Below are 21,785 nucleotides of genomic sequence, written 5' to 3'. Positions count from 1 at the left end.
TCCTTTGTGGGTGCGGAGTCCGCAAGGCTTGCGGGTCCGCTGTTGCGACGGGTATACGGAAGGACAGCGAGCGAAGGGAGGACGGCGTGGGAAGATCAGGCGCTAACGCGTTCGCGGATGAGCGCGGCGGCCGTCGGCAGGCCTGCCACCTGGCGGCTGAGCGCCTGGGTAGCGGGCCCGTCACGCCGACCAAGGAGTTCCTGGACAGCTGCCACGCAGGCTTCCAGGTTGTAGATTTCGGCCTTTGGCAGCGCGGCCATGTAGCCGTTCCTGTACAGGAGCGGAGCGAGCTCTTCGGCCCAGCCGAAGGGGTTGACCAGAAATCTGACCCCGAACCCCGGGAAGCTTGCCTCCATGTCGGCCAGCCATCCGGCGGAGAACGGGTCTCCGGAGCGTTCGTTGTGCTGGTTTACCAGTGCCAGGACCGGGGTGCCGAGGGTTGCGGCCTTGGCCATGGCACCGGATGTCACGTTGTCCGTGACGTAGAGGTCAGCGGCAGCCAGAATGTCGGCGAAGTCATCCATGGGCAGGTACGGGCAGGACAGGAACTCCACGTTGCCGTGGACGGTGGCCTTCCGGGCGCTCGATGAAAGTTCCAGGACGGTGACGTGCCGCCCGGTGCGGCTGAACATCTCGGCCGCCCACCGGTCCTTGAGGCTGCGGTAGGTATCCGTGCCTGCGTTCCGGGATACCCGTCCCAGCAGGCCGTACGCCGAGGTGGCCCAGCCTGACTGGGCTGCAACCACCAGGGACCGCTTGCTGCTTATCCCCAGGGAGCTGAAGACCTCCGCTTTGGTCCGTGCAGGCCTGAGCTCTTCGCCGTAGAGGTTGAAGGAGTCCGCGGGGCGGCCCAGGCCGGCCACAGGTACAGCCCGCATGAGGGCGACGTCGTCGGGAAGCGCCGGGATTGTCGTCTCGGGAGGAAACCAGCGGTGGATGGGTGCGGTGCCCGCCTGCCGGGCAACGGCCATCGTCAATGTGGAGGCTGCCGGGCCCATACACAGTGAATCCATGGCGATAACGGGGCAGCCGAGGTCCAGGAGCTGCTGCGCGGATACGTTGCCCCGTTCCAGGGCGAGGAGGTGGTGGTCGGCCACCACCACGGCCAGGGGCCGCAACTGCCGCAGAAGGGACATGGTGGCTTCCCGGTTTCCCGGGCCCTGGGGAACGGCGCGGGCATCGATGCCGGACCGGCGGACAATATCGAGGTACTGCTCCGCGACAAGGAATTCGACGGCATCTTCCGGGGAGAGCTGCCTGGCAACGGTAATGGCATTCTGCAGTTCCCCGAAACTGAACTTTCCGGGACAGAAGAAGACCAGGGGACGACGCACCATCAGCGGTCCATTTCCGCGAGGGCGGCGGACCTGTGTGGCAGGACGCTGATCCTCCACCGGCTTTCGGCGCCGTCTTCGCCGGGCCTGGAGAGCAGCGAGAGGTGCAGGCCCTTGCGTTCCGAGCGGACGAACAGTTCCTGGTGCAGTCCGTGCACGGGCCGGACCACCAGGTAGCCTCCGCCTTGCAGCTCGACGGCGATCGTGGAGGTACCCACAGTCCAGGCGTGGCCGGTGGCCTCCACTACCCACTTTTCACCCTGTGGGTGGCCGAACAGGACGGACGCTCCCGGGAGACTGGCCGGCGTGAGATAGAAAGCCATGTCGCCGTTCTCCTGCCCCGGCGCCAGCGCGGCGGCGACTTCGATGGCCGGCACCGGGCCATCCACGGCCTCGAGCGTCCACGAGTCTTGCCCGGAGCGCGGAACAGTACCGGCCAGCGGGATGGCGAAGGCGCTTCCAACCCATTCGACGCCCTGTTCGGGGTTGTCCCGGGGTGCACAGCGGGATGCCCACAGGCCCGCGGCCCAGTCCGTGAGTGAGCCCCAGCTCCGGACGCCCGGGTAGGGGCTTGAGAGAATCTGGTTGCCGTCGTGGGACCAGCCCACCACTCCGCCGGCCGTTTCCGAGTAGCGCAACTCCATCACGGCGCCGAGGTGTTCGACGATGTCCCGCCCGGAACGTTTTGACGCTTGCCAGGTGACCGTTCGGGTTTGCGTGGCTGCCCGTTTCGCCGTCCGCTGGACCCGGCGGACCTTCTCCACCGTGATGCCGGCCGGCGTCGACAATATCCGGGGGGCGGGCGTACTGCCGGCTGTGTTCACCGCCACCATGTACGCCACCGTGCTGTTTGCCGGCCCGCGGAGCTGCGGTAGGTGGTTACCTTCATGCCGAGCCGTCACGTTTTTGGGCCAGGAGGCTTCAAGGACCAGCGACTGGTTGCGCCACAGCGTTGTCCGGGCGGGCAGCTCCGGCTGGACCTCGTCGGCGCAGGCTTCGAAGTCGGTGAAGTCCCGCGGCCAGATGCCCCGGACCACGGGCCCTCCCACCGTTGTTCCATCGGCCGCCACCAGATACTTTTCGGCGGCCCGCATCGAAACCCATGGGCTGACAACCAACTCTTTGCCGCCGTCGTCCGTGGAAAGAACCGATGAAATGCTCATCCGGCCGTCGCCGAACCGGACGTCCCGCGTCACAGTTCCGTCAATGCCGTCGGCGCTCATCCGCCAGCCGTCCTCACGGGCCTCGAACGCCACAGGGGAAAGCCGGGGACGCCGCCAGCCGGAGGCGGTACTCCCCCGGACCACCGGCCAGTGGTCAACCAAGACGGGCCCCGGGAAGCCCGGGCCGAGGATGGATACGGTGCCGAAGGTGTCCGCCTGGGCAACGACGCCGGGGGCCAGCTCCCAAACTGCTCTGGGCTCTGCTTCCCCGTGCCGGTCCATGCCGGCGTGGAGCGGGAGTTCCGTAATGGATCCGGAGACGACGTCGTACCCCAGGGTGGCTCCGGAGTCCATGGCAATGCTGGCACGCAGGCTGAAGTCACCGGCGCTAAGGTCGTAGCTGACCACGGCAGATCCGTCCGGGTCTACGGTGACGCCTGACGTGGGGGCTGTGTCCCGGCCACCGGCGGCATTGCGCCAGCTGAAACGCGGCAGCACATCGCTCAGTTCGTCGCCGATGTTGCTGCGGAGAAGGTCGCCAATGACGCCCGGCAGGTGGCTGACCAACTCGATGTATCCGTCTTCGTCAGCCTTGGCACCCGGAAGCGCGCGGAAGCCCACCCGCAGATACAGGGGAAAGGCTTTTTTGTTCGTGGGGTTCGCTTCGATCCGCATGGCGCGGGTTCCGCCGGCAACCAGTTTTTCGAAGGACTTCACGAACATGTTGCCGGCGAGCATGGAGTTGCGGTGCCGGGGGTCGAGGACGAACAGGCCCGCGAAAAGTTCACCGTCCCGGGTGACGCGCCTACCGGAGCCGCGCATGAACCCGATGCAGCCAACAATATCGTCACCATCCATGGCCACCATGAACAGCTCAGGTGCCCGTTCGGACAGCACGGCGGCCATGGTGTTGGCCCCGAGCAACGAAGCCCCGTGGTGCGGGCCGTACCGGCTCCGCACAAAGTGCGCGGCGAGCGCGGCAGCATCGGCGGGTTGGTATTCCCGGATCAGGGTCATTGCTTGTCTCCGTGCCCCACGCTGATTGCCAGGCTTCCCTCCGCCACAGTTTTCCTGCCTACTGTCAGCGTGCATTTGAACTCGATGAGCGATCCCACGGAAACGTGCCGACGGCATTGGATCTGCAACTGGTCGCCGGGAATCACCAATTCCTTGAACGCGAAGCGCTTCACGGTGGCCAGGTAGCCGATGGACGCCTGGTCACCGTCAACGTCGTCCGTGAACGTGCCGATGACGCCGCACGCCTGGGCAGCGGCCTCAATCATCATGACGCCGGGATAGATCGGCCTGCCCGGAAAGTGCCCGGCAAAAACGGGGTCACTGATGCTGATGTTCTTGATCCCCACGCCGCTGACGCCGGGATCAATTGAGTGCAGGCCGTCCAGCAGGACGAACGGGTGCCGGTGCGGCAGGCGCTGAAGCAGCTCCGTAGCGGAAAGGGCCCGTTCCAACTCAGGCGCCGTTGTCAGCGAGTTGGGCGGCTTCGGCGAAGTCCACCAGCTTGTTGACGGATCCGAAGACAAACCGCTGTTCGTCGGTGATATAAACCCCGAAATCCTCTTCCATCAGGCTGACGATTTCGAGGGTGTCCAGCGAGTCGAGTTCCAGTCCCCGCCCGAACAGGGGCTGGTCGTCATCTACCAGGTCTGGGTCCACAGGGAGGTCGAGACCCCCAATAATGCTCCGCCGGACTGCGGCGTTGAGTTCGAAGCGGCGCTGGGCGCGTTGGTACTGCTCAGTGTTTTCAGGCATGGTGTCCTTCTTTCGGCTTGGTGGTGCAATCAGGCGGTGAGTCCGCCGTCGACGGGAAGTATTTGGCCGGTGATGTAACTGGACTCCGGGGTGGCCAGGAACCGGATAGCGCGTGCTACCTCGTCGGCGTGCGCTACGCGCTGTAGCGGGATGTGACGGGTGAGATCGTGCCGGGCCTTAGCGTCCATGCGTCGGAACATGTCAGTGTCCGTGAACCCAGGTGCCACGGCGTTAACGCGAATCCCCATGCCCGCAACTTCCTTGGCCAGAGATTGCGTCATGGCGTTCACGCCGCCCTTGCTGGCGCTGTAGTTGATCTGGCCTGCCTGGCCGGACACGCCGGAAGTTGAACTGAGAAGGACAATCGAGCCCCCGGACTTGCGCATGGCCTTGACCGCTTCCCGGCACACCAGGAAGGTGCCGCGCAGGTTGACGGCGATCACTGAGTCAAAGCGGTCCGCAGACATCGTTGCGGCGAGTCCATCAGAGGTGATGCCGGCGGAAACCACCACGGCATCCAGGCGCCTTCCGGTAGCCGCCAGGAAGGACCTGAAAGCCGTCCTTACGTCTGCTTCCACCGAGACATCAACCTTGTGCGAACTGTAAGTCCCACCAGCCTGCCGGACGAGTTCTGCCGTCTCGGAGCTGTCCGATTCACCGGAACGCGAGAAGCCCACGACGTCGTATCCGGCCTGGGCCAGTGCGACAGCAGAGGCGTGACCAATGCCCCTGGACGCACCCGTTATCAGGGCTACGGGCCGGGCGGGAACATCGGGCCCGGTGGCATCGACGCTATGCACGGCCAGCACCTTCCGCGAGCTTGACGTTGTCCTCAACAATGAGCACTTCCCGAGACTGCTGATACGGCCGGGCCAAGCGGGCAATAGCCCGTCCTGAGCCGAAGATGCAGAGCCGGTCATATGCGCGGCTCTCCTCCATTACCGAGCTCCACATCACGGGGTGGCACAGGCCTCGCTTAAGGTCTGCCAGGACGTCGGTACCCCGGCGGGTTGGCCTGGCGTCCGTGCAGCCGATATAGGTCCCGGCGGCCTTGGCTATCCCTACGCTGTCCAGCACCTCATGCCATTCCGCCTCCACGGGTCCCATAAGACGGGAGTGGAAAGCGTGGCTGACACTGAGCCGTTTGGCTTTGGCTCCGAGGGCTGCTGCCGCCATGTCCAGTGAGGGAGCTGCCCCGGAAAGCACAATCTGCCGCGGCCCGTTGTGGGCGGCAACATCCAGCCCGAAGGCGAGCGCCATGTCCTGCCCGGCCTTGCGGCCTTCTTCTGCAAGGTCCCGGGCAGGGACTGCGACCGCAAGCATCCCTCCGCTGCCGGGTGCACGGGCCATCAGGCGGCCCCTGGTCTGGGCAAGGACCGACGCCGATTCAATGGAGAGATAGCCGGCGGCCGCGGCCGCCGCGATGGCGCCAACGCTGTGCCCGGCACAGCCATCGATAGGGGCGCCACCCCCTGATTCGTAGGCGCTGTGTGCGGCGAGGCTGAAGACTGTCAGCGCCAGCTGCGCATTTTCGGTGCGTTCCAGTTCGGCGCTGTCGGTTTCCCAACAAAGCTGCCGCACATCCACACCTGTAGCGGTCCCGGCCCGGTCGAACACCGCAGCGGCGGCGGCGTTCCCTTTGGCGAGGCGGTTCCCCATACCTACGTACTGGCTGCCCTGCCCTGGAAACAGCCCGATGGTTTGACTCATATCAATGGCTCCTAATGCAAAAGGGTGCACCTGCCAGCGAAAAAGGGTGCACCAAGCCACACCACCGTCGGGGACGGTGGTGTGGGGGAAATTGGTGTTGAGGCCTAGCGGATGTGGGTGCGGATCCGCACCATGCCCAGCGCGGCGAACAGCGCAAGGACGGCGACCATGACGCCAATGGCCATGGGCACTGTGACGGCAAGGTCTGACACGAAGATGTCGACGCCGTAGAACTCGTCCAGGGCGGTGATGGCCTGATCCTGGCCTCCGGCAAGCTGGTCGATGGTTGCCTCGGTGAGTGGGCCGCGCACCAGCATCGCCGCCTGCGAGAACGGCAGGGCGTTGATGACGTTGGTGACCCCGTCCGGCAGGGTTCCCAAGGGGATGTAGGCACCGGCGAGGAAACCAATGATTGTTCCGACGATAGTGCCAAGTGACGAGAAGGCGCTGGAGCTGCGTATGAACGTCACGATGAAGGAAGATAGTGCCGAGAATGCTGCGGACAGCAGGCAGATGTAGGCGAAGGTCTGCGCCAGGCCGGTCCACGAGGTGATGGGCTGACCGCTGGCAAGCATGTAGACCTGCCCCACCACCAGGATCACGGTGCTCATCATCACGGCAATCACGAAACTCGACAGCAGGTAGCCGCCCACCAACTGACCTCGCCGCACCGGAGAGACCATGAAATCCTTGAAGCGTCCGGATGCCCTGTCCTCAACGAAGATGTTGAGGGCCGAAAGGCTGGTGGTCAGCGTAGTGATCATGACGATGCCAGCGAACACCCAGGAATTGACAAAGCCCTGAACATCCCCGGCACTGGCATTAGGGAATTTTTCCTGGACATTCTCCACCTGGAGATTTCCCAGGAACAAGGCGTAAAGGGCGAAAAGGATGATGGCTGAAAGGAGGGAAAGAAATACACCCATCCTGTCGCGGAAGAACAAGGACAAATTGCGGCCCATAAGGAGAGCGGTAATTCGCATCTTTATGCCTTTCCAGTCAGCGAAAGGAAGACGTCGTCCATCGTTCCGTGCCGTAATTCGAAGTTTCCAATATGTTCACGATGGGCATCGATGACGGCCAGCGCGTCCCGCGTCGTTTCGACGCCGATCTCGAATACGTCGGTCCGGGCCTCGTAGGGCAGGCCGAGTTCCGTGACGGTGCGTTCAAGGCTCGCATGGGCCAGCGACTGGATTGTCAGCACGCTGCGGCTGTGCTGGGAGCGGAGCTCCGCCGGCGTACCGGCTGCGATTTTCCTGCCCTTGTCAATGATCACCACCTCGTCGGCGTTCTCGGTCTCCTGCATGTAGTGGGTCGTCAGGAACACCGTGAGGCCCTGTTCCTCGCGCAGGGTGTTGATCGCTTCCCATACCTGTTCCCGGCTCTGCGGATCCAAGCCGGCCGTGGGTTCATCCAAGAACAGGACGGACGGGCTGTGGATCAGGGCGCGGGCAATGTCGACACGCCGCTTTTGCCCGCCTGAAAGGGGGCCATAGCTGCGGTTGGCAAAGCTTCCCAGGTCCACCAGTTCAGTGAGTTCCTTGATCCGGGCATCGGTTTTGCGTCCTAGTCCGTAGAACCCAGCGCGGAGCCTGAGGTTCTCCACCGGGGTGGCCAGCGGGTCAAGCAGCGACTGCTGGAAGACGACGCCAATGTCACGCCGGATCCGCTCATCGTCTTTTCCGACGGTGTTGCCATTGATGACAATCGTGCCTTCATCAAACGGAAGGCTGGTTGTCATGCAGGAGATGGTGGTGCTTTTTCCTGCTCCATTGGTTCCAAGGAACGCGAACACGGATCCCGTGGGTATCTCCATGGATAACCCGTCCACTGCCGTGACGTTCTGGAATTTCTTTCTGAGACCTTCAACGCGAATCAAGAATGCACCCCTACGCATGCTCTACAGATCAACCTGCCGGCACCCAGTAAGGCGCCGGCTACAAGCTTGTTTTGACCCGCCCCCAAATCGGCATGTCGCTTGAAAGACTACATAGCCGGAGGCTGGCCGCAAAACGAGGATGCCGCGCGGCCGGAATAGCAAGTCAATTCCAGCGCCCACCTTTTCGGATAGCCACCTCCCACTTATTGCCGCGGAACTTCACAAGTGACATGTGAGGTCAAGAGGGTTTTTCGACTCGGCAATTTACAAATGCTGTCACGCCTCGCGACCAGGAGGGGTCAGCCGCAGGTGGCAGGGCGATCGCGGGGAGCCGGCCCGTCCAAAGTGGCGGGGGCGTAATTCCGCGGGCCAGTGGGGCCATCGCAACCGTTAATTAGTAAATCGTTTAGCTAAACTTCATCTGACGCTGACCTGCGAAAACACCTACCGGTTGTCACACGGGCAAGTCAGCCATGCTAGCCAAGAAAGTAGGATCGCGCCGAAGCTGTCAAGGCATTTCCGTGCGCCGATAAGGATTGGCCGGCCTCCAGAACCCTGAACAGCGTTTGCAGCGTTCGGCTAAGCGGCGGATGGGTTCGGCGCGGCCCTGAAATTGGACCTTTTGTTACACGATTGGAGGCTCAGGGTGTGCAGGCGGTCCCGCGCCGCGTGCTCCACAAGGATGGGCACGAAGTCCCGCACCCTGCCCCGGTCCAGTGACCGATGCTCCTCTTGGACCACGTCCTCGATCACGTGCCGGGACAGGCCCGGGTGCCGTTCGGCAAGCCGGTCCACTACCGCGGACAGTGCCCGCACCTCTTCGCTGACGCCCATCGGCACAGGATCCGGCATCGACAGCGGCGGTTCAAGACTTGACTTATTCCGGCGCCTCCCGCAAAAAAAGATACGACGGCGGCCCATATCTGGCCGGACAATGGGACGGCATACTGGCCTGATGAGCAATGCGGAGAAAGTACTGGCGGGCCTCGAGGCGGAGCTCGGCTGGATCCGGGATACGTACCGGGACCTGCACCGCCATCCCGAGTTGAGCCTGGAGGAGCACCGCACCGCCCGGCTGGTGGAGGACAAACTTGCCGCGTTCGGTTACCGCGTGGTCCGCCTCGGAGGCACCGGCGTCGTGGGTGTCCTGGCGAACGGCAGCGGGCCCACCGTGCTGGCGCGGGCGGACATGGACGCGCTTCCGGTCACCGAGGCCACCGGACTTTCCTATGCGTCCGAGGCCGTCGGCGTCATGCATGCCTGCGGACACGACGTGCACGTCAGCACCCTTCTGGGGGCCGCCAAACTGATGGCGGATGGCCGCGGCGCCTGGTCCGGCACCTACATCGCCCTCTTCCAGCCCGCCGAGGAGGTCGGTGCCGGCTCCAAGGCAATGGTCGACGACGGCCTGGCCGCCAAGGTGCCGCGGCCCGACGTCGCGCTTGCCCAGCACGTGATGCCCGCCCCGGCGGGAACAGTTTCCACCACGGCCGGGCCGGTACTCTCCGCCGGCGACTCCCTCAGGATCACCGTGTACGGCAAAGGCGCCCACGGGTCCATGCCGCACATGGCCGTTGACCCCGTGGTGCTGGCGGCATCCATCGTGCTGCGGCTGCAGACTGTGGTGTCGCGGGAGATACGGCCCGGCGAGTTTGCCGTCCTGACCGTTGGGGCGCTGAACGCCGGGACCAAGTCCAACATCATCCCGGACCGGGCCGAGCTGCTCCTCAACATCCGCACCTATGATCCGCAGGTGCGGTCCACGATGCTGGCGGCCATCGAGCGGATAGTCAAAGGTGAATGCCTGTCAGCGGAGTCTCCGCGCGAGCCGGACTTCGAGTTCTACGACCAGTTCCCGCTGACGGACAATGATGCAGCCGTGACGGAACAGGTGACCGCCGCGTTCCTGGCCCATTTTGGTGCCGCTGCGGTGGGCCAGGCGCAGCCCCAGACCGCATCTGAGGACTTCAGCCACATCCCGGATGCCTTCGGGGCGCCCTACACTTTTTGGCTGTTGGGCGGCGTGGACCCGGCAACGTACCAGGCCGCCGAGAGCCAGGGAACCGTCAGCCGCGACATTCCGGGCAACCACTCGCCGTTCTTCGCCCCGGTGCTGGACCCCACCCTGTCCATGGGAGTCCAGGCCCAGGTGGTGGCGGCCCTGTCGTGGCTTGCCCCGGAAACCAACCGTCCCTAGATGCTGGATTAGTTCCCGGGAAAGTTCCCGGCCATCCAGTCTTGAGGAATTCTTGACCCTAATTGGCGCAGATGTTGAGCCGGTTCCCGCACAGTCTTCAGTAAAGGATGGGAATGCATGGGGGTGCACCTGGGATCTGAGGCCCAGTCAGCCCATTCCTGCAGTCGGCGTAGAACCCGATGGTCTCAATGGTTTGGCGGCGCTGAGCAAAGGCGCCGCCAAACGCTCCAACCCAAATACATAAAGACCGGGGCCGACGGCGGAGGCGGCGGATCAGCGTCGATCCGCAAATAGCTGTCGGCCCCCACACTTCTTATTCCACCGGCCCGGCAATAAATGACCAGCGCAAAATTGCCAGCGCAGCGCTACTCCGCCAGCGCGGCCCAGGACTCCAGGAACTTGTCCGCAATGTAAGCGTGCCCGGCGGCGTTCGGATGCGCGCCGTCGGCGTCGAATCCCGGGCTGTTCGCGGCCGTGAACCAGCGGCCCTCCACGGCGTCGATGAAGGGGGCGTTCGCCGCCTCGGCACCGGCCCGGACCGCAGTGTTCACATCCCGCAGGTCCTCCCCCAGCGGCTGCGGCGCCGACGGCCCGAGCACCACCACCTGCACCCCCGGCCAGAACCGGCGGGCCGACTCAATGGTCTGCCGGGTGGCGTCCGTGATCTCACCGGCATCGGTGATCTCGGCGTCGTTCTGCCCGCCCTGGAGAACCAGCAGGTTGGGGACGAAGGCCGGGTTGTTGGCCGCGGTCTGCCGCAGCCGGATTTCGTATTCGCCGCCCTGGTCGTCCCGGGCACCGCCGCCCCACGCGAACCCGGTCCCGCCGCGGCCGTCGATGTTGGTGGGGTATCCCAGCGACCCCGCAACGAGGTTCGCCCAGCTCCCGTCCGGCTGGTCGGCGCCGTCGCCGGCCGTATAGGAGTCCCCCATGATGAGGAGGACGGGGTTCTCGGGCAGCTCGATCTTTGCCGGCCGGCCCGTTGAGGTGGACGTGGGGGCCGGAGCAGGTGAAGCAGGAGCCGGGGAGGCCGCCGGCGAACCGGTGGCCGATGCCGCAGGGGTGCTCGCCGCCGCCACGGGAACGGTCCCGCTTGGGTCCCGCGGGCCCATGAGGGCCAGCGCGGCGACCCCGAAAGCCGCAACCGCCAGCACCAAAAGTGCCGCGTACTTGATCCACTCCCCCGCGGGCGCGCCCGGGCGCCGACCGTTTCCCCTCACCCGCAGAATCTTACTTGCCGGCACGCGCCGCAATGGCGCTTAAGACGACGCCCCGCACAGGAAAGACGTACGACGGCGGCACGCGGCCGCCGTCGTACGTCCTTCCCTTGTGGTGGTCCGGGCCGTTCCGGACTCAGGCGGGCATCCTGCGCAGGGTGAGGTAGGAACCGACGGCGAGCAGCCCGGTCACCGGAATGGCCCACAGCGTCAGGCCCAGCGCTCCGGTGTCCGTGAACCATTGGCCCACTGCCGGCCATGCCTGCTGGAACGTCACCAGGGCAATGAAGCCGACCAGCGCCAGGCCCAACGCCAGCAGCGCGATGGTGAGCCCCAGGGCGCCGAACCGCTTGAAGATGGTGGCGAACCAGAAGCCGATGGTGAAGAAGAACAGGGTGGCCGTCAGGTAGGTCAGGCCGGCGGCGAACGGACCTGCCGCCCATACCCAGTACAGGTAGGCGAAGTAGCCGTTGATCCCATAGCCGCCGGTGGCCTGCTCGAACAGGCCCAGCAGCACGAACACCAGGGACATGCCCAGCCCGCTGACCGCAGCCGCCGCGAGGGAGCCCAGGAAGAACTCCCGCCGCGTGAGGCTCATGGCCTGCGAGAACGGGAACGTCATGGTCATGGCCTGGATGCCGATGGCGAGGAAGTACCACAGGGGTGCCTGGGAACCGCCGCCGGCTTTGACCTCGGTGACGCCGGCGCCGCCGATGATCCAGAAGATCATCATGGACAGCACCCAGGAGCCGCCCAGCACCAGCGCCGGCACCCAGATGAACGTCTGGGTGTTGACGAACTGCAGCCGGACAACGTTGAGCATGCGGTTGCGCGGCACCTGGTGTTGCAGGGCTGCGCCGGAATCGAGGGTTGTCATCGCAGGCTTCCTTCCTGGGTATCCGCGTCTGAGGTGTTCGTGCTGGGGCTCTTCGTGCCGGAGTTGTTCGTGCCGGAGTCCTTGGAACCGAAGCCGTCCGCACCCGGGCGCCCGGCTGACCGGTGCTGGGTCAGGCGCACAATGAGTTGCTGCAGTGAGACCGGCGCCAGTTCGAGGCCGTCGGCAACAACCGCGGCGCGTTCGGCGCCGTCCAGGCGGCCCAGGAAGGTCACGGATGCCACGCGGCCCAGGCCTTCGCGGTGGATGACTTCCCGGCCGTTCACCACCCGCTCCACAGCGGCGGCGTCGCCCACCACGTTGGTGGCGAGGGCGCGGGCGTCATCGGCCGATTCGTCCATGATGATGCGGCCGTCGTCGATCAGGAGCACCCGTTCGATCAGGTTGGAGACCTCGTCGATGAGGTGGCTGGAGAGCAGGATGGTCCGCGGGACTTCGGCGTAATCGGCCAGCAGCCGGTCGTAGAAGATCTGCCGGGCCACGGCGTCGAGGCCCAGGTACGGCTCGTCGAAGAAGGTGACCTCCGCCCGGGACGCCAGGCCGATGATGACCCCCACGGCCGAGAGCTGCCCGCGGGAGAGCTTCTTGATGGTCCGTTTCAGCGGGAGCTGGAAATCGTCAATGAGTTCGTCCGCCAGGCCCTGGTCCCACCGGGGAAAGAACAGCCGGGCGGCCGCGAAGGCGTGGCGCGGGGTGGCGTCGTCCGGGTATTTCTGGCTTTCCCGGACGAAGCACATGCGGCTGAGGACCCGGGCGTTCTCATACGGGTTTTCGCCGAACACGCGCACCTCGCCGCTGGTGGGCAGGTTCTGGGCCGTGAGGATGGACATGGCGGTGGTCTTGCCGGCGCCGTTGCGTCCCAGCAGGCCGTAGATGGCGTCCTGCTCGATGTCGAAGCTGACACCGTCCAGGGCGAGCGCGTCTTTGTATCGCTTGGTGAGGTTCCTGACCTGTATTACGGAGTTCATCGCGTCCTTCGATCTGGCAGGTTTATGGTTTTGCCGGTTCAGCGCCGGCACCGGTGCGGACCAGGTCCGCGACGTCTTCGGGCCCGAGCCCGATCCTGCGGGCTTCGGCCAGCAGGGGTTGCACATACCGTTCGGCAAAATCGCTGCGGCGCTCCTTGAGCAGGAGTTCGCGGGCACCCGGGGCAACGAACATGCCGATGCCCCGGCGCTTGTACAGCACGCCTTTGTCCACGAGCATGTTCACGCCCTTGGCCGCAGTTGCCGGGTTGATGCGGTGGAACACGGCGAGCTCGTTTGTTGACGGCGCCTGTGACTCCTCGGCGATGCTTCCGTCCAGGATCGAGGCTTCGACCTGTTCGGCGATCTGCACGAAGAGTGGTTTGCCTTCGTCCATCAGGCGACCTCCCGGCCAGTTGGTTACTTACTTGACTAACTAACCATGGAAGTAGGCCGTCGTCAAGACGCAACGTTCCTGTTCAGCCTCCGGCGCCCGGGCGTTAGGCAACCGTGACCTTCGGGCAGTTCCTAAGCCGGGAAACAGCCACTACTGTCAACAGCACCATCCGGCTATTACGGAAAAGAGGCGACGATGAGCATCGACATCGGAATTGGTAGCAGCCTCAGCAGCGAGGACGCGGCACACTTTGTGGCCACTACGGAAGCAATCACGTCCGCCCTGCAGCAGGTCAGGGAAATCCACTCCGCGTACAGCTGGGTGTGGACGCACGAGATCCGCTGCCGCGGCTGCCACACCCGCCTCGAGATACCGGTGCTTGCCAGCACCAAGGCCAACGCGGACAAGGCTTTCGCCGCCCACCAGTCGGCGGAGCTGGACGCGTTCCTGGCCGCGGACGGCGGACCCACCTTCACGTGAGGAGACGTCCGACGGCGGAGCGCGGCCGCCGTCGTACGTCTCCGTTTGACGCTGGCCGTCTCTAGAAAGCGGCGCGGGGCGGGCTACCCGTCCAGTACCGCAGCGGTGCTGCCCTGCGGCACCACGACGTGCACGGCGTTGCGCTCGATCGTGAAGTCCGCGGGCGTGACCGTGGCGATTTCGCCGTCGAGGTTGACCGGCATGGGCGGGTCGGTGACCAGCCGGACGCGCTGGGTAGTCGCGTGGTGCACGTCGCTGCGTTCCACGAAGCTGCCGTCCTTGAGGAGCCGGGCGATGCGCATGTGTTCGCGCAGCGGTGCGCCGGGGATGGCGTAGATGTCGAGGGTGTGGTCGTCGATGCCGGCGGTGGGTGAGACGGCGTTCCCGCCCCCGTAGTGCTTGCCGTTGCCCACGGCCACCTGCAGCAGGTTCTCGAGCTCAATGGCCTGGTGGTCGCCCTCGGGGAATTCGAGGCGTGCCCGGAACGGCTGGTGCCGGGCGTAGGCGCGGACGGCAGCGACGGCGTAGGCGAGCGGGCCGAGTCGGCGCTTCAGCCGGGGGCTGAGGGTTTCGGTGACGCCCACCGAGAGGCCCACGGAGGCGACGTTGAGGAAGGGCTGGCCGTTGACCCGGCCGAGGTCGATGTCCACTACTTTTCCGTCGGCGAGTGCGGCGCAGGCGGCGGGCAGGGTACTGGGAATCTCCAGGGTGCGGGCGAGATCGTTGGCTGTTCCCAGCGGCAGGACGCCCAGCACGGTTCCGGTCCCGGCGAGCCGTCCGGCAGCGAAGGAGACGGTACCGTCGCCGCCGCCCACCACCACCAGGTCGTGGTTCTCGGCCATCACCCGGTCAAGGGTCCCGGCCATGTCCGTGCCGGACAGGATCCGGTGCACGGCATTGACGGGCAGGCCCGCGTTCCGCAGCATGTCCACCGCCTGGTCAGGAGCCGCGGCCCCGAGGCGCGCGCCGGCGTTGATCACCACGGCAACGGACCGGGCGTCTCGGGCAGCCTTCATGAGCTCCATCCTAGGGTGGCGGAGCTGGGAGGACCCTGCACGTTTCCTGTGTGCCCCGCACGGGCAGGCCGGGTGTTGGACCCGTTGAAACTCAAGGGCGACGCCCGTTAGGGAAGCCGCCCGCTGGGTACGGAGGCTGCAGAGAGCCCCGCGGAAAGTGATATCCCCCGCGGGGTTTCTCGCGTCAACGGGTGCCCGCCCGGTCAGTACTCCCGGTGGGTTTCCTGGAGGCGTTTGATGAACCAGCGTGACTGTTCCGGCCCATAGGGCAGCACGGGGATCGCCTTGGTGGCGTCGTCCGGGGTGTCCCGGATGGACTGGCGGGCCTGGCGGACGGCGGTGGTCAGCGTGTTGGCCATGGTCTTGACGAACTGGTCGCTGCACGGCTTCCCGTGCCCGGGGATCAGGTACTCGTAGCGGTGGCGGAGGGCCGAGATGTGCCGGAGCGCGTCGGCCCACTCCTCGGGGAACGAGTCTTCGAAGGACGGATGGGCGCCCTGTTCCACGAGGTCGCCCACGTACAGGGTGGTGGGAGTGCCCACCAGCAGGTCGCCGTCGGTGTGGCCGCGGCCCAGGTAGAACAGTGTGGCGGTGACGCCGCCGAGGTCCACCAGGACGGGCTGGTCGCGGACGATGGCGTTGGGCACCACGAGCTCCACGTTCTCGCCCTCGCCGGTGGACATCTCCGGTTCCAGCGTGCCGACGAAGCGCCGCTGCAGGTCACCGCGCTGGTCGATCTCGGTGGCGCAGTTCTCGTGCGCCCAGAATTCCGTGACGCCCGCTTCGGCGAACACCGCGTTGCCGAAGAAGTGGTCGTAGTGCGCGTGGGTGTTGACGACGACGAGGGGCAGCTGGGTCTTTTCCCTGACCGCGTCCAGGATTTCCTTGCCCTGGCGTGGGCCGCAGCCGGTGTCGATCACCATGGCCCGTTCGGTCCCGACGATCAGTCCGGTGTTCAGCAGCGATCCCTCGGTGACCAGCACGTAGTTGTCCGCGCCGACCTCAAGCCATTCCGACATTGTTTCTCCGTACCTCCGGCAAAGCAGTGTGCGTTCGTGTAGTCGTCGATTGTACCCATGGGTCCTTAGCTGAGCCCGGGGCCACGCCCGCAGGGCCCCAGGCCTACCGGGGGTGGCCCGGATCAGGAAGTCGCCGGACAAGGGGAAGGCCCCTCCTAGGAGGGGCCTTCAACGTAGTGATCATTTGTCTTCAGATTACGGTCAGCGGTGATGCACTCCCCCTCCCCGAACGCCTCTGGCGTCCATCCGGACTATGACAGAACCGACTCTAAAACGGTTGCCGCCCGGGCGTAAAGGGTTCGGCAGGAAAAAGTTCATCTAGGTTTCGTCGGGCGTAAGCGATGGCGCTACCCGGATAGGGGCAGCGCCATCGTTCAGGAACGTCGCAAATACCTAAGCGCGTCGACACTCTCCGTCACATTGAACGTGAGACTTACGACTACTGCACGGAGGCGCAGTCGTACGCCGCACTCTCGAGCTAGCCAGCGAGGAAGTAGCCGGAAACGTCCGCCACGAGATGGGTTGTACCAGCTGAACGGTTGAACAGGCTGACCTTCCCGTCGCCGCCCACCGGCGAAACCACGAGGTTCGGCACGATCTGCCGGGCGTCGAAATTCACATTGGATGCGTTCGGCCGGTTGGTGCCTGAGGCGTGCGCCGTAACGAAGCCGAACGACGCCGCATCGGCAACCGTCAGGTTGAAGACCACAGCAGACGCATCGGCTGGAACTCCGTTGGCACCGCCCACTTGGAATGAAACCGAGCCGTCTGCGCGCGCGGGGGCGGAATTTCGCGTATCCAGGAAGCGGGTAGGCGCAACAGCCTTAAACGTGCCGGCAGCCGTCGGCGTACCCGCCAGGTAGTAGCCCGAGACATCCGCCAATAGGTGGGTGGATCCTCCTGAGCGGTTGAACAGAGTCACTTTTCCGTCCGCCCCGACAGGAACGGTGACGGCGTTGGGGATAATCTGACCCCTGTCGAAGTTCACATTTGAGGCGTTCGGCCGGTCAGTCCCTGCCGGGTAGGCGGTGATGAACCCATTGGCTTTCGCCTCCGCCACCGTAAGGTTCATAACTACCGCCGAGACTCCGGCTGGTACGCCGCCGACACCAGCTACTTGGAACGAAACCGCTCCGTCGGAAGCCACTGCCGCGCTTTTTCTTGTGTCCAAGAATCGGCTAGGTGAAATCGACGCGAAGGCGCCAGCCGCCGTCGGCGTCCCGGGAAGGTAGTAGCCGGAGACGTCCGCCAAAAGATGAGTGGCGCCCGCGGAGCGGTTGAACAGAGTCACTTTTCCGTCCGCCCCGACCGGGACCGTGACGGAGTTGGCGACAATCTGGCCCTTGTCGAAGTTGAGATTAGAAGCGTCGGGACGATCAGAGCCTGAAGCATAAGCAGTCACAAAACCAAAGGACTTCGCGTCTGCAACCGTCATGTTGAACACCACTGCTGACACTCCCGAAGGAACGCCCCCAACTCCGGCCACCTGGAATGAAACTGTGCCGTCAGGCTGGACGGTGGCCGAGTTACGCGTATCCAGAGCACGGAAGGGCGCCACGGGAATCATGGATCCAGGGACTGCTGGATGTTTGCTGGAGAAGGTCTGGGACCACTCAACTGCTGCGCCCGCGGCCAAGACGTAATCAGTGGTGGCCCTAGCCCTGACGGACACAGTCCCAGACGCGGGATAGGTGCCCGCGGCCTTCACGAGGTCGCCGACCACATATTCGACGCCCGCCTTGGTCGGGATCGTAAATGTGTCCTCCGAGGTGCCGGCCTTGTCAGTGAACGTTACAGCCGCTGGAGTAACCGGATACGGAGTCGACTTGAATACGTGCGACCACTCCGCTTTCGCATTCGAGGCGAGAATGTATTCAGCCTTGGCGCGCGCCTTCACAGTCACAGTCCCGGAGCCCGGGTACGTTCCCGCGGTCTTCACGGCGTCCCCCACCAGGTACTCAACACCCGTTGTGGATGGGACGGTGAAGGTGTCTTTCGCGGTGCCGTCCTCATCAACGAACGTCGCATTAGCCGGCGTCACCTGATATGGCGTTGCCTTGAACTCATGCGACCAACCCGCAGTCGCCCCATCGGCCAGTACGTAGTCTGCCGCAGCCCGCGCCTTCACAGTCACAGTCCCGGAGCCCGGGTAGATTCCCGCTGCTTTCACTGCGTCGCCAATAAGGTACTCAACGCCCTCTATCGCTGGGATCGTGAAGGTGTCCTCCGCAGTGCCGTCCTCGTCAGTAAAAGTTACTGCTGCCGGCGTTGCCGGATACGGCGTCGCCTTGAACTCATGCGACCACTCCGATGTTGCCCCGTCGGCAAGGACATAGTCTGTGACAGCCCGAGCCTTGACGGTCACAGCCCCGGAGCCCGGGTAAGTTCCCGCCGCCTTGACAGCATCCCCCACCAGATACTGAACACCCTTGGTGAGCGGGACGGTAAACGCGTCATTCGCCGTGCCGTCCTCATCAACGAACGTCACCGAAGCCGGCGACACCACGTACGGCGTCGCCCTGAACTCATGCGACCACTCAGCCACTGCACCCTCAGCCAGGACGTAGTCCTCCAACGCGCGAGCCTTCACCGTGACCGTCCCCGACCCCGGGTACGTCCCGGCAGCCGTCACCTTGCCACCGACCAGGTACTCCACACCCTCCGTGGTTGGGACCGTGAACGAATCCTTCGCCGTGCCGTCCTCATCAACGAACGTCACCGCATTCGGAGGCACAGCTTTCGGCGGCTCCACAACTGTGAAGCTAAGGGAGCTTAAATCAACTCCCTCCCCAAGGGCATTGCCCTCACGGGTGTCAGCAAAGTTATCCGCCGCATCAGAAAACTGCGCAAAATCAACACGGTACTCCCCCGCAGGCCACGTCAAACTATCAATGACATCCGAATACATCACCCCAGAAGACGAATCACCACTCTTCGTATGCCCGGTAGTTATGTACACGTGCTTGATACGGCCGCCGGGGCCGATCGCCCAGAAGATCACGCCCTCAACATCGCTGGCATCCGTGGCGCTCCACGCGATCCGAACCCGATCACCAACAGTCACCGTCTTCTTCGACAGCAACGACACCGACGACAACACAGGAGGAGTTGAATCAGCCTCTGTACCCACGACTGTGAAGCTGAGAGAACTTAGATCAACTCCCTCCCCAAGGGCATTGCCCTCACGGGTGTCAGCAAAATTGTCCGCCGCATCAGAAAACTGTGCGAAGTCGACGCGGTACTCACCAACAGGCCACGTCAAACTATCAATGACGTCGGAATACATCACTCCGGAAGACGTGTCCCCCACCTTCGTGTGACCAGTAGTGATTTTGACATGCTTAATGCGCCCGTCGGGCGCGTATACCCAGAAGACCACGCCCTCAACATCGCTGGCATCCGTGGCGCTCCACGCGATCCGAACCCGATCACCAACAGTCACCGTCTTCTTCGACAGCAACGACACCGACGACAACACAGGAGGAGTTGAATCAGCCTCTGTACCCACGACTGTGAAGCTGAGAGAACTTAGATCAACTCCCTCCGCAAGGGCATTGCCCTCACGGGTGTCAGCAAAATTGTCCGCCGCATCAGAAAACTGTGCGAAGTCGACGCGGTACTCACCAACAGGCCACGTCAAACTATCAATGACGTCGGAATACATCACTCCGGAAGACGTGTCCCCCACCTTCGTGTGACCAGTAGTGATTTTGACATGCTTAATGCGCCCGTCAGGCGCGTATACCCAGAAGACCACGCCCTCAACATCGCTGGCATCCGTGGCGCTCCACGCGATCCGAACCCGATCACCAACAGTCACCGTCTTCTTCGACAGCAACGACACCGACGACAACACAGGAGGAGTCATGTCGGCCAAAGCCATTGCTGAATTGGCCCCAAGGAAAACCAAAATGATTGCCAAAAATGACGCCAACATACGGCGCAGGGTTTTCCTCAAAGTTGTCCCCGTTATTCAGAATTTCTACACAAACCTTCGAATCATATCCGTATTTCCGCACACGGATAACACCGCTCTGGAAGGGCTGACAGGGTTACTTAGGCGCATCGCATCAGGTGTGACAAGAGCGCGCGGCGGGAGTGGCCGCTGGGGTGGCCACGGCTGTCGATGCGTACGTTCGTTTTCGACGTACGCAGCGCCATCGCATGTGAGGGTCGGCCGCGGATATGCGTGTACGGGAAGACCACCACAACTGAGCGGACGTTTGGGAAAACACCACCACAAGTGAGCGCGCGTCGGTGGGGGTTAGATGTCGGCGAGGAGGGTGGTGGGGTTTTCGATCGCGTCGGCCACGAAGCGGAGGAAGCCTGCCGCTGTGCCGCCGTCGCAGACGCGGTGGTCGAAGGTCAGAGTCAGCTCTGTCACCTTGCGGACTGCCAGCTCGCCGTTGACCACCCAGGGCTTGTCGATGATCCGGCCCACGCCCAGGATCGCCACCTCGGGGTGGTTGATGATCGCCGCCGAGCCGTCCACGCCGAACACACCGTAATTGTTGAGCGTGAAGGTGCCGCTGCCCAGTTCCGTGGGGGTCGCCTTGCCTTCGCGTGCGACGTCGGTCAGCCGGCGGATCTCCGCGTCCAGCTCGCGGGCGCTCAGCTTCTCCGCCGAGCGCACGGATGGAACAACCAGGCCCCGGTCCGTCTGGGCGGCGATGCCCAGGTTGACGCCGTCGAACCCGACGATCTCCTGCGAGCCGTCCTCAGCAGACTCAATCCGGGTGTTCAGCTCCGGGTACTTTTTTAGCCCGGCTGTGACAAAACGCGCGATGAACGCCAGCAGACCCGGAACCGCGGCCCCGCCAGCCTTCATGCTTTCCCGAAGTTCCATCAGCCCGGTGGCGTCCACGTCCACCCACACCGTGGCTTCCGGTATCTCCGACCGACTGCGGGACATGGTGGCGGCCACGGCCTTCCGGACTCCCCGAACCGGCGTGCGGGAGGAGATCGCGAGCCCCGTGCGGGCATCACGGCCCTGGGTTTCTTTGGTTTCGGCAGGCTCAACCACCGGTGCGGGCTTGGTTTCGGCAGGCTCAGCCACCGGAGCGCTGATGGCCTTCTCCACGTCGCGGCGCATGATCAGGCCGCTCTCCCCCGAGCCGTGCAGCACCCCCAGGTCCACGCCATGCTCGCGGGCCATCCGCCGGACCAGTGGGGAAATGACGGCCCCCAGCTTGCCGGGGACGCGGGTGCGCAAGAGGGTGAGGTCGTCAGCGGCCTTGTCCGCAGGCTGCGTTTCGGCCGGCTCAAGAACGGAGACGGAAGCTTTCGGCAGCCGCGTCCGTTTGGCAGCAGCGTGCCCGCCCGGGGTTCCGTAGCCGATCAGGACGTTCCCGGATCCGGCCTTTTCCTCCTCGCGGTATGCCTCGGCTTCCGCGTTGGCGGGTTTGGGTTCGGCAAGCTCAGTTTCTGCGGGTACGACGGCGGGCTGCGCCGGCTCTGCGGGGGCGGCATCATCCGTGGCGACCCCAGCACCAGAGGAAACAGGCGTCACCGAAATCAGCGGCTTCCCCACGTCCAGGGTCTCCCCCGGCTTGCCATGCAGCTCGGCCACGATCCCGGCATAGGGGGACGGCACCTCAACAGCTGACTTTGCCGTCTCCACCTCGGCGATGGGCTGGTCCACCTCAATCGAATCGCCAACAGCAACGTGCCAGGACACCAGCTCGGCCTCGGTCAGCCCTTCGCCCAGGTCCGGCAGCAGGAACACTCGCGTCTCGCTCATAGA

General features: G+C 64.4%; 19 protein-coding genes. 2 read left to right on the top strand and 17 right to left on the bottom strand.

What is annotated here, in order from left to right:
• Positions 1–95 precede the first annotated feature (95 nt).
• The 9 genes from QE394_RS14575 to QE394_RS14535 all read right to left on the bottom strand — a co-directional run bounded on the left by QE394_RS14575 (position 96) and on the right by QE394_RS14535 (position 8,690).
• The gene (locus tag QE394_RS14575; protein WP_056075863.1) at positions 96–1,337 is read right to left on the bottom strand and encodes a DUF6365 family protein; all 1,242 of its coding nucleotides are present in this window, start codon (positions 1,335–1,337) and stop codon (positions 96–98) included.
• On the bottom strand, positions 1,337–3,514 hold the full coding sequence (locus QE394_RS14570) for a hypothetical protein (RefSeq protein ID WP_349034915.1): 2,178 nt from the start codon (positions 3,512–3,514) through the stop codon (positions 1,337–1,339). Before QE394_RS14570 ends, QE394_RS14575 begins: the two co-directional genes overlap by 1 nt.
• On the bottom strand, positions 3,511–3,966 hold the full coding sequence (fabZ, locus tag QE394_RS14565) for a 3-hydroxyacyl-ACP dehydratase FabZ (protein ID WP_349034914.1): 456 nt from the start codon (positions 3,964–3,966) through the stop codon (positions 3,511–3,513). Before fabZ ends, QE394_RS14570 begins: the two co-directional genes overlap by 4 nt.
• Position 3,967: 1 nt before the next feature.
• Positions 3,968–4,267: an acyl carrier protein gene (locus QE394_RS14560; protein WP_056075871.1), complete on the bottom strand. Its 300-nt coding sequence runs from the start codon at positions 4,265–4,267 to the stop codon at positions 3,968–3,970.
• A gap of 29 nt (positions 4,268–4,296) precedes the next feature.
• Positions 4,297–5,067, bottom strand: coding sequence for an SDR family oxidoreductase (locus QE394_RS14555; RefSeq protein WP_349034913.1), 771 nt, complete (start codon positions 5,065–5,067; stop codon positions 4,297–4,299).
• Positions 5,060–5,977, bottom strand: coding sequence for an ACP S-malonyltransferase (locus tag QE394_RS14550; RefSeq protein WP_349034912.1), 918 nt, complete (start codon positions 5,975–5,977; stop codon positions 5,060–5,062). Before QE394_RS14550 ends, QE394_RS14555 begins: the two co-directional genes overlap by 8 nt.
• A 104-nt stretch (positions 5,978–6,081) precedes the next feature.
• Positions 6,082–6,960, bottom strand: a complete 879-nt coding sequence (locus QE394_RS14545; protein WP_349034911.1) for an ABC transporter permease — start codon at positions 6,958–6,960, stop codon at positions 6,082–6,084.
• Between the two features lie 2 nt (positions 6,961–6,962).
• The gene (locus QE394_RS14540) at positions 6,963–7,874 is read right to left on the bottom strand and encodes an ABC transporter ATP-binding protein (RefSeq protein ID WP_056075883.1); all 912 of its coding nucleotides are present in this window, start codon (positions 7,872–7,874) and stop codon (positions 6,963–6,965) included.
• Positions 7,875–8,435: 561 nt separating this feature from the next.
• Positions 8,436–8,690, bottom strand: a complete 255-nt coding sequence (locus QE394_RS14535; RefSeq protein ID WP_235501337.1) for a hypothetical protein — start codon at positions 8,688–8,690, stop codon at positions 8,436–8,438.
• 121 nt (positions 8,691–8,811) lie between these two features.
• Here QE394_RS14535 and QE394_RS14530 point away from each other — a divergent pair, with 121 nt between their 5' ends.
• Entirely contained in the window at positions 8,812–10,053 is a 1,242-nt protein-coding gene (locus QE394_RS14530) for an amidohydrolase (RefSeq protein ID WP_349034910.1), read from the top strand.
• A 365-nt stretch (positions 10,054–10,418) separates the two neighbouring features.
• Here the strand turns inward: QE394_RS14530 and QE394_RS14525 are convergent, their stop codons facing one another.
• The 4 genes from QE394_RS14525 to QE394_RS14510 all read right to left on the bottom strand — a co-directional run bounded on the left by QE394_RS14525 (position 10,419) and on the right by QE394_RS14510 (position 13,530).
• Complete coding sequence (locus QE394_RS14525) at positions 10,419–11,273, bottom strand: SGNH/GDSL hydrolase family protein (RefSeq protein ID WP_349034909.1); 855 nt, start codon at positions 11,271–11,273, stop codon at positions 10,419–10,421.
• A 133-nt stretch (positions 11,274–11,406) separates the two neighbouring features.
• Positions 11,407–12,147: a hypothetical protein gene (locus QE394_RS14520; protein ID WP_349034908.1), complete on the bottom strand. Its 741-nt coding sequence runs from the start codon at positions 12,145–12,147 to the stop codon at positions 11,407–11,409.
• Positions 12,144–13,133 (bottom strand): ABC transporter ATP-binding protein, encoded by a 990-nt coding sequence (locus tag QE394_RS14515; protein ID WP_349034907.1) that lies wholly within the window; start codon positions 13,131–13,133, stop codon positions 12,144–12,146. Before QE394_RS14515 ends, QE394_RS14520 begins: the two co-directional genes overlap by 4 nt.
• 22 nt (positions 13,134–13,155) lie before the next feature.
• Positions 13,156–13,530: a GntR family transcriptional regulator gene (locus QE394_RS14510; RefSeq protein ID WP_091722428.1), complete on the bottom strand. Its 375-nt coding sequence runs from the start codon at positions 13,528–13,530 to the stop codon at positions 13,156–13,158.
• A gap of 192 nt (positions 13,531–13,722) precedes the next feature.
• On the opposite strand from QE394_RS14510, the gene QE394_RS14505 reads away from it, so the two are divergent.
• Positions 13,723–14,007 (top strand): hypothetical protein, encoded by a 285-nt coding sequence (locus QE394_RS14505; protein ID WP_091722430.1) that lies wholly within the window; start codon positions 13,723–13,725, stop codon positions 14,005–14,007.
• 83 nt (positions 14,008–14,090) lie between these two features.
• Here QE394_RS14505 and QE394_RS14500 read toward each other — a convergent pair whose 3' ends face one another.
• The 4 genes from QE394_RS14500 to QE394_RS14485 form a co-directional block, all read right to left on the bottom strand.
• Positions 14,091–15,023: a lipid kinase gene (locus QE394_RS14500; RefSeq protein ID WP_349034906.1), complete on the bottom strand. Its 933-nt coding sequence runs from the start codon at positions 15,021–15,023 to the stop codon at positions 14,091–14,093.
• 203 nt (positions 15,024–15,226) lie between these two features.
• On the bottom strand, positions 15,227–16,042 hold the full coding sequence (locus QE394_RS14495) for an MBL fold metallo-hydrolase (RefSeq protein ID WP_349034905.1): 816 nt from the start codon (positions 16,040–16,042) through the stop codon (positions 15,227–15,229).
• A 478-nt stretch (positions 16,043–16,520) separates the two neighbouring features.
• Positions 16,521–19,925, bottom strand: a complete 3,405-nt coding sequence (locus QE394_RS14490; protein ID WP_349034904.1) for a hypothetical protein — start codon at positions 19,923–19,925, stop codon at positions 16,521–16,523.
• A gap of 381 nt (positions 19,926–20,306) precedes the next feature.
• The gene (locus tag QE394_RS14485) at positions 20,307–21,782 is read right to left on the bottom strand and encodes a dihydrolipoamide acetyltransferase family protein (RefSeq protein WP_349034903.1); all 1,476 of its coding nucleotides are present in this window, start codon (positions 21,780–21,782) and stop codon (positions 20,307–20,309) included.
• Between the last annotated feature and the right edge of the window lie 3 nt (positions 21,783–21,785).

Source organism: Pseudarthrobacter sp. SORGH_AS 212 (assembly GCF_030818145.1).
Taxonomy (GTDB): Bacteria; Actinomycetota; Actinomycetes; order Actinomycetales; family Micrococcaceae; genus Arthrobacter.
Note: the sequence above shows the minus strand (reverse complement) of the source record. Positions and strands in the feature narration are given on the sequence as shown.